Raw genomic sequence first — 11957 nt, forward strand, 5'->3', positions numbered from 1 at the left:
GCGCCAATCTCATGCGCAGAAATGCTCACCCGTGATTTTCCAAACAGGCTCTCAGCTGGATCTGGATTTTACAAGGCACGCAGCGATACTAATGAGTAATTGGAATGGCATAGACTTGAAGGAAGCTAAAAAATTTGCTTTGGAGCGCGGACCCAGGGTTATTGAGCAAAGTCTTCTTGGGGGGTACCAGTTATTTCAAAAAGTTAAACTCCCAGACCATCTTCCGGATACCATAGATCGTTTGGCTAGAGCGCAGGAACGTTGGTTTTCACCAATTACAAGTGGCTTTAGGCCAGCCTATATTGGAAGTTGGAATGCGTGCGCGCTTTTTATGGTGGCTTTATTTGCCAATCCAGATTTAGCTTTCCAAATGAAAACGGTTGCTGTGTGTTTGCCTCCTGGAGGGCCAATTTACCGCGCGTTAAGAATTTTGAGTGACTGCGGTATTTTGAGTGCACCTCCTGAATCCAACGAATTCGACGAAAGTAGTTTTGAGCCCGGATCGATTTATGCCAACAACGCTTTGATAGCTGAATTGGTTAGGGGGAATGCAGACCTGTGTATGACTACAATTCATAGTGGCCTTTACATTCTGGGTTCACGAGAGCCACGTATCGCCACTTGGTTCTCATTATAAGTCGACGTGAGCTTGTAAAAGATAACAATGCTCCCCAATGACATTATCAAGGATGGAGTGTTTTTCCTCTCGTAACGCGTATATACATAAAAATGTTCAATGCATTGGAAACTTGGGGTTAGGTCAAAGCCGTCCCTCGTTAACTTTGGATACTCTCGCCTCAAGCTCCGTAATCGACACAGTGTCACCGTGGGCCAAGAGTAGGGAAAACATATATATAATGACCACCATGAAAGCCGCCGTCTGCCGCGAATTCGGCAAACCGCTGACCATCGAACAACTCGCAATCCCGACCATCGACGAGAACCAGATTCTTGTGAAGCTCGACGCCTGCGGCGTGTGCCACACCGACCTGCACGCCGCGCGCGGCGACTGGCCCGCCAAGCCGACCCCGCCGTTCATTCCGGGACATGAAGGCGTGGGCCGCGTGGCGCGGGTTGGAAGCAACGTGAAATGGGTGAAGGAGGGCGATGTCGTCGGCGTGCCGTGGCTGCATTCGGCCTGCGGGCATTGCGAGCACTGCTACGGCGGGTGGGAAACGCTGTGTGAAAAGCAGGAGGACACGGGATATTCGGTGAACGGCTGTTTCGCTGAATATGTCGTGGCCGATCCGAACTACGTCGCGCATATCCCTGCGGGCGTTGATCCGCTGCATGTTGCGCCGGTGCTGTGCGCGGGGCTTACGGTCTACAAGGGCCTGAAGATGACAGACACGAAACCGGGCGACTGGGTTGCGGTGTCGGGCGTTGGCGGTCTGGGGCAGATGGCGGTTCAGTACGGCGTGGCGATGGGCCTGAATGTCGTTGCGGTCGATATCGACGACGCCAAGCTGGCGGAGGCGAAGGAGCTGGGCGCGGCGCTGACCATCAACGCGAAGGCTGAAGATCCGGCGGCAGCGATTCAGAAGAAAGTCGGCGGCGCGCATGGCGTGCTGGTGACGGCTGTGTCCCGCTCGGCCTTCGCGCAGGCGATGGGTTATCCGCGCCGTGGCGGGACCATCGTGCTGACGGGTCTGCCGCCGGGCGAATTCCCGATTTCGATCTTCGACATGGTGATGGCCGGAACGACGGTGCGCGGGTCCATCGTGGGGACGCGGCTCGACATGATTGAGGCGCTGTCATTCTTCGCGGATGGCAAGGTGCGGTCCGTCGTGAAGGCGGACAGGCTGGAGAACATCAACCAGATTTTCGACGATCTGGAGAATGGCCGCGTGGAAGGCCGCATCGTCATCGACTTCAGGAACTGAAAGGCGCAGGTCCCGCATAGAGACCGTCCTGAATGGAAGGTCGGGCTCCGCCCGAACCCGGAAGGGGACCTGTCCCCTTCACCCCGATTTTTGATAAACAAACCGGTTTCCAAAGGCCCCCGGCCTTTGGCGGGTCAAGGGCGGAGCCCTTGCCTTCCCCTCTTATGAGCCGGAATCAGGCGCTCCCGGTATAAAGGTCAATGGCCCGCAGCGGTCGAGACGTCTTGCGCCAGTACGGGCGCGAACGGCGCGATGGTTCCGTCCGACGGCAGCGGCTGGAGCCCCAGCAGGGTCATGACCAGTGGATAGACATCGACGTTGTCGAACGTGGCGATATGCGTTCCCGGCTGGAACGCCGGACCGCTGGCGAGGAAGGTCGCCATCATGTCCGGCTCCAGATTGTCGTAGCCGTGGTCGCCGCCGTTCGGGTTATGCGGCTTCCACTTGCCGGCCTCGATCACCCATCCGTCGTCGGGCATGCAGACGAAGGCGGGCACGCGGGCGTTGTGGCCGTAATGCAGGCGCTCGGGGATGTCGGCCTTCGCCCAGCAGACGACATGGGCGTGTTTTTTGGTCAGGTTGGCGGCGAGCACGGCCTCGTTGCCCGGCGTCGGGTCGATCCCGGCGTAAGCGCCGCCGACGACCATGTGAAAGGTGCTGGCGGGGCTCAGGCTTTCCACATGGATGACGCGCCTGTCGCTGATCGCGGCCATGCCGTGATCGGACACGACGATGATGTCGGCCTTGATCCCGCGCGATTTCAGGCCTTCGACCAGCCGCCCGATGGCGGTGTCGACAGTGGCGACGGCCTGCGTGGTTTCCGGCGCGTTCGGTCCGTTTTCGTGGCCGGAGTGATCGACGATATCGAAATACAGCGTGGCGAAACGGGGGCGCTTGTCGGGCGTGCGGTCGAACCAGCCGAGCAGGTGATCGACGCGGTCGTTGGACGACATTTTCGAATTGAACGGCAGCCAGTCGGACGGGCGCACGCCGTGGATGTCGGCTTCCGAACCGGGCCAGAAGAGGGTGGAACTGCGCAGGCCCTGTTTTTCGGCGGTGACCCAGATTGGCTCGGCTTCATCCCACCAGCGACGGTCGATCAGCGCGGTGCGGTTGCCCAGGCTGAAATGTTCGTTGGCGATGGCCGGATCGTCCATCGTGTTGCCGACGACGCCGGTCTCGTCGGGGCGGCGACCGGTCACGAGCGTATAGTGGTTGGGGAAGGTGATGGAGGGGTAGGACGGGCGCATTCCGTCGGCCAGCACGCCGGACGCGGCGAGGGCGTTCAGGTTCGGCGTGACGTCGCGCTTGAGGTAATCGGGGCGGAATCCGTCGATGGAGACGAGGATGACCGGCGTGGGCTGGGGGCCTTGCGCCGACTGCGTCGCGTCATGCGCGCATGCGGCGAGCAGCAGCGCGATTGCGCCGCTGAGTCCCAGCCGTTTCAGGCGGGATGTGTCGAGGGTCTTCGAAAGAGGGCGCTTCATAGTTTCGCTCGCTTGTGAGGAGCCCCGGCTGGCGTAGCGCCTTCGGGGCTGTGGTCTGCTTCATTCTTTCATGAAGCATCCACGCGCGGGCGAACAGGGGGAGGGCGTCGTGCGGTTTGGGGGCGGCTACGCGACGGCAGGCGGGGCGGATGGCACCCCATTGTTTCTGGTGATTTTTTTTCGGCCGATTTCGATACGGGCGCCGCGCAGGACGGCGCCCGTATCGAAACGAATGTTCAGAAAACCTTCAATTCTCGCCGGGGGCCAGCCCGCGATGTTGCAGCATTGGTCCGATATCCGGGTCCTTGCCGTAGAAGGCGCGGAACATCGCGGCGTAGTCCTGCGTATGTCCTTGCGAGAGGATCATGTCGCGGAAGCGCTGCCCGTTTTCGCGGGTCAGGCCGCCGTGGTCGCGGAACCATGCATAGACGTCGTCGTCGAGCATTTCGGTCCAGAGATAGGCGTAATATCCGGCTGCGTAACCGTTGGCCCAGATGTGCAGGAAGTAGCTGGAGCGATAGCGGGGCGGCACGTCGGCGACGTCGAGTCCGCTTTTCTTCAGCGATGTGGCCTCGAACGTGTCGACGTTCTGTTTTGGCGCGCTGGCGGACAGGCTGTGCCAGTCCATGTCGAGTTTTGACGCGGCGATGATTTCGCCCAGCGCGTAGCCCTGATTGAAGCGGGCCGCGCGCCGGATCTTGTCGATCAGGTTGGCGGGGATCGGCGCGCCGGTGTCGATATTGCGGGCGTAATGCGCGAGCACTTTCGGGTCGAGCGCCCAGTGTTCGTTGAACTGCGAAGGGAATTCCACGAAGTCACGCGCGACGGCTGTGCCGGAGACCATGGGGTAGGTCTGGTTGGCGAAAAGCCCGTGCAGGCCGTGACCGAATTCGTGGAACATCGTCACCACGTCTTCGAAGCTGATCAGCGCGGGCTGGCCTTTTTCGGGTTTGGGCAGGTTTGCGACGTTGTAAATGACCGGCTTCGTGCCGAGCAGTTTCGACTGCCCGACCAGATTCGACATCCACGCGCCGCCGTTCTTGTTGTCGCGCTTGAAGTAATCGAAATAGGCGAGGCCGAGCGGCGACCCGTCCTTGTCGAAAACCTCGAAGACCATGACATCAGGATTCCAGACCGGAAGATCCTTTCGTTCCTTGAAGGTCACGCCGTAAAGCTGGTTCGCGGCGTAGAACACGCCGTCGCGCAACACGGTGTTGAGTTCGAAATAGGGACGGACTTCGCTCTGGTTGAGGTCGAAGCGCTTCTGGCGGAGCTTGTCGGTGTAAAGGTTCCAGTCCCAGGGCTTCAGCTTGAACGATTTCCCGTCCGCCGTGATTTCGTGTTGCAGGTCGGCGGCTTCGCGCTCCTGCTCGGCGCGGGTCGCGGGGACAAGGCGGTTCATGAACGCTTGCGCCGCTTGCGGCGTTTTCGCCATCTGGTCGTAAAGTTCGTAGGACGCGTAGTCGGGATAGCCAAGCAGCGCCGCTTTCTGCGCGCGCAGCTGAGCGATTTGCGAAATTATGTCGCGGGTGTCGTTGGCGTCGCCCTTCTCGGTGCGTGTCCAGCTTTTCTGGAACAGCGCCTCGCGCGTTGCGCGGTTTTCCAGCGATGACAGTGCGGGCTGTTGCGTCGTGTTCTGCAACGCAATCGCCCATTTGCCGTCAAGACCGCGAGATGAGGCTGTTTTCGACGCGCCGATCATGCCTTCGGCGCCGATGCCTGCCAGAACCGTCTTGTCGTCCACGATCAGGGCCGCGGCTTTCGTGCCTTCCATCAGCTTCTGCTGAAAGCTGGTTTCAAGCGACGATATCCGGGTGTTGAGCGCGCTGAGGGTTGTCCGGTCGGCGGCGGAAAGCTGGACGCCCGCGTGTGTGAACTGCTGGTAGTAGAGTTCGAGAACCTGCAGCTGTTCGGGATCGAGTTTCAGGGCGTCGCGCTGGTCGTAAAGCGCCTTCACGCGTGCGAACAGTTTCTGGTTGAGGAAAATCGCATCCTGATGCGCGCTCAGCTTCGGGGCCTCGATCTCCTCCACCTTGTCCAGCGCCGGGTTCGTGTCAGCGCCGTATACGCAGCTGAAGACGTTGTTGACGCGATCGAGCATCCTGCCGGAGCGTTCGAGTGCGGCGATGGTGTTTTCGAAGTCCGGCGCCGCCGGGTCGTTGGCGATGCGGTCTACCTCGGCGCGCTGTTCGGCCATGCCCTGCTCGAACGCGGGCTGATAATCGCTGTCATGGATCAGGTCGAAGCGCGGCGCCTGAAAGGGCAGCGTGCTTGCTGTCACAAAAGGGTTGGTCGGCGGGGCGTCTGCGCGGGCGCCCGGCAGCGCGCAGAGCGCGCTTGCCGCCAGCAGCGCGCCCAGGGCGGCGGAGTTGCGGAACCTGCGGCGAGAAGGGCGGCAGGGAAGGGGCGCGGACGCCATGAAATGCTTTGCAATCATGGCGAATCGTTATGGCGAGCCGATCCGGCAGGTCAAGCGCTGCGGAGTCCGCATTCGATCTCAGCGAGAGGTTTGCTCGCTGTGAAAGAGGTCTTTCCAATGAGCAGGATGTGTTGGCGGCAGGAAAAATTCCATCGCGGCCCATATGACCACGAGGACTGCGGCGGCGATCACAAACGGCGTGAAGCTCGGCGGGCGGGGAGGACGCGTCGGGCGACCGTCTTGCGGGCCGCCGCCTTTCGCCGTTCCCCAGGTCCCTCCGTCAGGCACGAATCGCGGCCTGAAACTCTTCCCATTCGCGTTTGCTGAGGCCGGAATCGGGCTGTGTCACCGCTTCGCCCGCCAGCATCCGGCGCAGGGCCGCGAGCATGGAGGCCGAGAATGTGAAGGCGCCGACACGGTAGTCCTGAAACGCTTCGGCGGTGACGGGAACCCAGGCGCGAAGGATGTCGAGCATCGCTTCTGCGTAAGCGCGGATTTCGTACTGCGCGTGCGGGTCGATCCGCAACGACAGGAAGTGCATCAGGTTGTGCAGATCGACCTTCCAGTACCACTGCGTGTAGGCGTTCAGCGTCAGGTTCATGCGCGCCAGTTCGCGGGCGAGCCCGGGGCCCTTGTCGGTGTCCAGCAGGTGTTCGTAGGTCCGGTAGCACCGGGCGGCGTCGTCGCGCAGAAGCTCCATCACCTGCTGCGCGGTCTCGGCGTCCAGTGTATCGCCGCGTCCCTGACGGTTGCTGGCGCTCTGTGCCGCCATATGTTCGGGGGCGGGCAGGTAGAACTCGTTATCGAGGATCGAATAACGCGCCGAGTATTCGTTGACGTTGGCCGTGCGGTGCCGGATCCACTGCCGGGCGATGAAGATCGGCAGTTTGATGTGGAACTTGATCTCGCACATCTCGAACGGCGTCGAATGCCTGTGCCGCATAAGATAGCGGATCAGGCCCGAATCTTCAGAGACTTTCTTAGTGCCGCGTCCGTAGGACACGCGCGCCGCCTGAACGACCGCCGAATCGTCGCCCATGTAATCGATAACGCGGATGAAGCCGTGGTCGAGCACGGGGATCGCCGTAAACAGCTTTTCCTCGAGTGCGGGAACGGTCGGGCGGCGTGTGGGAGCCGAGGCCTGGGAGTGGGCTTCGATCTCGGCGCGTTGGGCGTCGGTCAGGGGCATGGCTGGTGGTCTGGCGCCTTCGAGAAAGGGATGGCGAGGATCGTTCGCATGCGCTGCGAGGGCGCGTAGCGATCTTCGTGTCGGGTGAAGACCTCTAGCACGCGGGGCACCGGATAGGAACGTGAGGGAATGGCGCCGCGCAAGCGGCGGCCGTTACCGGCTGGGGTGGCCTCCGCTGAATGCCGCGAGCGTCGTTGTGGCGGACACCGGGAAGTCGAACACCACGACCTGTTGCAGCAGGGCGCCGACTTTTTGTTTGTAGCGCTCGTGCGCGGCGTCGAAAAACGCGGGATCGTTCACGATCGGTCGTCCTACATAAAAATTCCTGTCGCCCTGCGACTTGAACGTGACGAGGAACCCCAGTTGGAGGCCTCGATCAACGCCTTCGCCGCTATCCTGCAGGCCTGTCTCGATCGACTGGACGACGGTCGAGCCGTTTGGGCGGCGGGACAGGCGGGCGAGGTCCAGAAACTCCTGAACGACCATCTTGCGTTGAGCGTCCGTGGCGCCCGGACGCAGTTCGAACATGACCATGTGCTTCACCGTTCCGGGGCGAAAGTCGGGTGCAGTGAAGGCGGCGAGGCCGACCTGATCGCGAAGCTGCTGCGCCGCCAGTGCGGCCGCGTCCGGTCTGGCCGCATGCGGTTGCTGGCTCGGCTGGGCGACGGCGTGTTCGCCAGCCGGCGCCAGGCAGATCGCCGCAAGCAGGACGGAGCGGCGGAGGAGTGGAAGATGCTTCATTGTGGGTCTCCGGGGCGGTGGTCTGTCGGCGTATATTACGCGACGTGGCGGAGGCGGTTGGAAAAGCTCTGGTCACAAGAGGTTGCGCGCAGATCGCGTTGGCTCCCCTTTGGGACGGCGAGCGCTTGCGCGCGGTGGGGCGGACGCCTATATGTCGCCGTGCAGGAGGAGTTTCGGCTCCTTGGCTATGGCGATAAACGGAACGTAGAATAAGCGTTGTGGACCCGGGGGCGGTACCCGGCGTCTCCACCATCTCCTCCAGCCTTTCGGGGCGGGGAAACATGGGGACGAAACAGGCTCGACACGCGTGGTAAAACCGTTCCTTTTGCCCGGCATTGTACCACCGTCATCGGGCTAAATCACAAGTGCCAACGATAACTCTGAGGTGCTCGCTGTCGCTGCATAAGCGATAAGCGCGGTTCGGGAGGGCACCGGGCAACAGAAGCCCTCCCACTTCAGTTTTCTTCGCGACCCATGACGACTCTGGCGCGTTCACCCTTGCGTGACGACGCATCGCCCGACGGCGCTTGCGTTCAGTTCCTGTTTGCCGCATCCCTCTTCCAGACGGGCTGGCGTCGGCATGTTGCGCCGCGCGCCCGAAAGACCGTCTCCAAAGCGCACGGCGTGAGGGGGACGCTTGTTAAAAACAGGGGCTTTTGCGATGGCCAGCGATCACGACGACACCGAGTTTGGAGGCGAACTGCCGGAGAGCCTCCTGCCTTACGAGGCATGGATGGAAGACGCCTATCGTGAGGTGATGTTGCGTGCGCTCGAACATGTGAGCCGCGAGGGGCTTGCGGGCGGCCACCATTTCTATGTGTCTTTCCGCACCGACTGGCCTGGTGTGGAGATTCCGGCCCGGCTCCGCGCCCAGTACCCGCATGAGATGACCATCGTGCTGCAGCATCAGTTCTGGGACCTTACGGTCGACAGGGCCAGGAACTGCGTCTCGGTCGGACTGTCTTTTGGCGGGGTCGGTTCGACGCTTGTGATCCCGGTTGCGGCGATTACGGGATTCGCGGACCCGCATATCCAGCTCTCCCTGCGTTTCACGACGCCGGACGAGCCGGATGCGGCGGCGCCCGTGCTGGAAGAAACCGCCTCCGTTCAGGAAGAGCGGTCGGAGCCAGAACCCGACGCTTCTCCTGCGGTCGTAAGCCTCGACGCATTCCGCAAGAAGGGCCCGAATCAAGGCTGACGTTATCAAGGCTGGCGGTGTGATCGTCGGCTGAACGCACGTCGGGAGACCGAGACCATGACTGTTCAGACCCCCGTCGCAAAAGCGCCGGATTCCTCCGCCGCCAAGACTTCAGCGACACGGGATTTCGCTTACGCTCCAGTGTTCCAGCTCGGTAACGATGAAACGCCGTACCGCAAGCTTGATGTGAAAGGCGTGAGCACGCTGACGGTCGATGGTCGAACCGTCCTGCGCGTCGACCCCGCCGCTCTCGAGGCGCTTGCGACCGAGGCGTTCAACGACATCGCGCATCTGTTGCGGCCGGGACATCTGGAATCGCTGACCCGGATTCTCAAGGACCCGGAAGCATCGGACAACGACAAGTTCGTGGCGCTCGATCTTCTCAAGAACGCCTGCATTTCCGCTGGCGGTGCGCTCCCCATGTGTCAGGACACTGGAACGGCGATTGTCGTCGGCAAAAAAGGTCAGCGGGTGTGGGTGGAAGGCAATGACGAGGAAGCGCTTTCGCGCGGGGTCTACAATACCTACACCGGCACCGCTTTGCGCTATTCCCAGATGGCGCCGCTGACGATTTTCGAAGAAAAAAACACCGGCACCAATCTGCCCGTGCAGGTGGACATCGCCGCCAATCCCGGCACCTATCATCCCGAGCAGTATGATTTCCTGTTCGTCGCCAAGGGCGGCGGGTCAGCCAACAAGACGTTTCTGTTTCAGGAAACGCGTGCGCTGATCTCAAGCAAGGAAAATCTGCTCAAATGGCTTGAGACGAAGCTGAAGACTCTCGGCACGTCCGCCTGTCCGCCCTATCACCTCGCGATCGTTCTGGGCGGTCTGTCGGCCGAGCAGACGCTCAAGACGGTCAAGATGGCCTCCACCCATTATTACGATTCCCTGCCGCGCGAAGGTAACGAGAACGCTCAGGCGTTCCGTGACGAAGCGATGGAAGCCGAAGTGCTGAAGCTGACTCAGAAGCTGGGCATCGGAGCGCAGTTCGGCGGCAAGTATTTCTGTCACGATGTCCGCGTCATCCGTCTGCCGCGCCACGGCGCGTCCTTTCCGGTTGGCATCGGCGTGTCTTGCTCGGCAGATCGTCAGGCCAAGGCGTATATCAGCGCCGAGGGCGTGTTCCTCGAACAGCTTGAGCGCGATCCGGCCCGTTTCCTGCCGGAGACGACGGACGAGCATCTTGGCGGCGACGTCGTAAAGATCGACCTGAACCGTCCGATGGACGAAATCCGTGCGGAACTGTCGAAGCACCCGGTCAAGACGCGTCTCGCTTTGACGGGGACGGTCGTCGTGGCGCGCGACATCGCGCACGCGAAGTTCAAGGAGCGTCTGGATCGGGGCGAGGGCCTGCCTCAGTACCTGAAGGACCACCCGGTCTATTATGCGGGCCCTGCGAAGACGCCTGCAGGCATGCCGACCGGCTCCTTCGGCCCGACCACGGCAGGGCGCATGGATTCCTACGTCAACGACCTGCAGAAGGCCGGGGGCTCGTTCGTCATGCTGGCGAAGGGCAATCGCTCCAAGGCCGTCAAGGACGCCTGCCAGAGCTATGGCGGCTTCTATCTGGGTTCCGTCGGCGGCCCGGCTGCGCGTCTGGCGCAGGATTGCATCCGCAAGGTCGAGGTTCTGGAATACCCCGAGCTTGGCATGGAGGCCGTCTGGAAGATCGAGGTCGAGGATTTCCCGGCCTTCATCGTCATCGACGACAAGGGCAACGACTTCTACGCTGGCCTGACCTGACGCAGGCCTGATCCGGATCCCTCGGGGCAATGTCCCGAGGGGCTTGCATTCCTCCCGGTTTATGTCCCCATAAAGACAGTGGCGCGGTCCCTCTATCCTTTGGGGCCGTGCGGTCGCAACGCGCGCCGGGCTTCGGTCCAGCAAGGTTGTGGTCCCTCTTGTGGAAGGTGCTCGTGGAATGCGTTTTACCGTCGATCGTCTCGATCATATTGTGCTGACGGTTCGCGACGTCGAAATCTCGGCGTCATGGTACCAGCGCGTTCTGGGCATGGAGCGCGAGGAATACGGGCGCCACAACCGCACCGCCCTGAAATTCGGCGGCCAGAAGATCAATCTGCGTCCCGAGGGGATGGAGGGTTGGGAGACCGCCGAATACTCCACCTGCGGCGCCAACGATTTGTGTTTCGTGGCCGCCGTTCGCAGTGAAGAAATCATCGAGCATTTGCGCAAATGCGGAGTCGAGGTGGTGGAAGGCCCCGTGGCGCGCCTTGGAGCGCTGGGGCCGATCACGTCGGTTTACTGCCGTGATCCGGATCGGAATCTGGTGGAGATTTCTTCGTATCAGGGGTGAGGGAGCTATGAGTTTTGGTGACGGCGCGCGGCAATTATGCTTTTCCTGTAGCGCATTTAAGAAACTAATCTGTAATGCTGTCTGGTTTACGGCTAACGTAAACCAGAAAAATATAACTTTTGATTAATTGTCAGTAGAAAGAACTCCCTTGGTGGTGCTGTCGGTAATGCATCAAATTTTTATAAGTTCTCCTGAGGCGGCATGGTTGTTTACATCAGTGTGATTCTGTATGATTTTTTTTATGTAATCTTTCATGATTATAAACCTATTTGTAATATCGCCTGTATTTTCATTAAATGAAAAAACGCTTTCTGAATCTCTATGTGATGTCATGATGAAATAATATTGGATTTCACCCTCTAGAGAAAAACAAAACGGTTTATATTTTAGGTATTCATAATGAGAATTTTCCTGCATTTCGTCAAATAAGCCAATTTGAAACAGAAGTTGGGCCCTGACGGTCCATGAATTTCTATAGAGAATGATAGGGTCGTCACCCAGAAGTCCGCCGCAGCATCGGCCGGAGAATTTGAGGAAACTCCTGAAAAACCCGTTAACTTTTATGTCATAAAGACGCTCGATTTTGGATATTTCGTCATCGGAATAGCCTGTGATTTTTCCTTGATCATAGGGTTTTCCAGAAGATAGATCATCGATGAATGTGTTCATTAGAGCCTGTTTGGAAAATCACGGGTGAGCATTTCTGCGCATGAGATTGGCGCC

Annotated in this window: 11 protein-coding genes and 1 other RNA gene; 6 read left to right on the forward strand and 6 right to left on the reverse strand. The window is 60.2% G+C overall.

Going from position 1 to position 11957, the window contains the following annotated elements:
* The coding region (locus J2D73_RS19865) for a hypothetical protein (RefSeq protein WP_207884126.1) at positions 1-637 on the forward strand (637 nt) is incomplete at its 5' end.
* Between the two features lie 217 nt (positions 638-854).
* A complete protein-coding gene (adhP, locus tag J2D73_RS19870) occupies positions 855-1883 on the forward strand; it encodes an alcohol dehydrogenase AdhP (protein WP_207884136.1) in 1029 nt (342 codons plus the stop codon).
* Positions 1884-2080: 197 nt separating this feature from the next.
* Here the strand turns inward: adhP and J2D73_RS19875 are convergent, their stop codons facing one another.
* The 5 genes from J2D73_RS19875 to J2D73_RS19895 form a co-directional block, all read right to left on the reverse strand.
* On the reverse strand, positions 2081-3370 hold the full coding sequence (locus J2D73_RS19875) for an alkaline phosphatase family protein (RefSeq protein ID WP_207884128.1): 1290 nt from the start codon (positions 3368-3370) through the stop codon (positions 2081-2083).
* A gap of 247 nt (positions 3371-3617) precedes the next feature.
* Entirely contained in the window at positions 3618-5807 is a 2190-nt protein-coding gene (locus tag J2D73_RS19880; RefSeq protein WP_243430128.1) for a M3 family metallopeptidase, read from the reverse strand.
* A 60-nt stretch (positions 5808-5867) separates the two neighbouring features.
* Positions 5868-6077, reverse strand: a complete 210-nt coding sequence (locus J2D73_RS19885; RefSeq protein ID WP_207884130.1) for a hypothetical protein — start codon at positions 6075-6077, stop codon at positions 5868-5870.
* A complete protein-coding gene (gene thyX / locus J2D73_RS19890; RefSeq protein WP_207884131.1) occupies positions 6070-6978 on the reverse strand; it encodes an FAD-dependent thymidylate synthase in 909 nt (302 codons plus the stop codon). The genes J2D73_RS19885 and thyX overlap by 8 nt, the downstream gene beginning before the upstream one ends.
* 153 nt (positions 6979-7131) lie before the next feature.
* A complete protein-coding gene (locus J2D73_RS19895; RefSeq protein ID WP_207884132.1) occupies positions 7132-7719 on the reverse strand; it encodes a Dabb family protein in 588 nt (195 codons plus the stop codon).
* Between the two features lie 121 nt (positions 7720-7840).
* Here J2D73_RS19895 and ssrA point away from each other — a divergent pair.
* The 4 genes from ssrA to J2D73_RS19915 all read left to right on the forward strand — a co-directional run bounded on the left by ssrA (position 7841) and on the right by J2D73_RS19915 (position 11234).
* Positions 7841-8174, forward strand: a transfer-messenger RNA (tmRNA) gene (gene ssrA / locus J2D73_RS19900).
* Between the two features lie 206 nt (positions 8175-8380).
* The gene (locus J2D73_RS19905) at positions 8381-8917 is read left to right on the forward strand and encodes an SspB family protein (protein ID WP_207884133.1); all 537 of its coding nucleotides are present in this window, start codon (positions 8381-8383) and stop codon (positions 8915-8917) included.
* A gap of 57 nt (positions 8918-8974) precedes the next feature.
* Positions 8975-10663 (forward strand): fumarate hydratase, encoded by a 1689-nt coding sequence (locus J2D73_RS19910; RefSeq protein ID WP_207884134.1) that lies wholly within the window; start codon positions 8975-8977, stop codon positions 10661-10663.
* A gap of 178 nt (positions 10664-10841) precedes the next feature.
* Positions 10842-11234 (forward strand): VOC family protein, encoded by a 393-nt coding sequence (locus tag J2D73_RS19915; protein WP_026398851.1) that lies wholly within the window; start codon positions 10842-10844, stop codon positions 11232-11234.
* 171 nt (positions 11235-11405) lie between these two features.
* Here J2D73_RS19915 and J2D73_RS19920 read toward each other — a convergent pair whose 3' ends face one another.
* A complete protein-coding gene (locus J2D73_RS19920; RefSeq protein WP_207884135.1) occupies positions 11406-11903 on the reverse strand; it encodes a hypothetical protein in 498 nt (165 codons plus the stop codon).
* Positions 11904-11957 lie beyond the last annotated feature (54 nt).

It is taken from the genome of Acetobacter sacchari (genome assembly GCF_017377715.1).
Classification (GTDB): Bacteria; Pseudomonadota; Alphaproteobacteria; order Acetobacterales; family Acetobacteraceae; genus Acetobacter; species Acetobacter sacchari.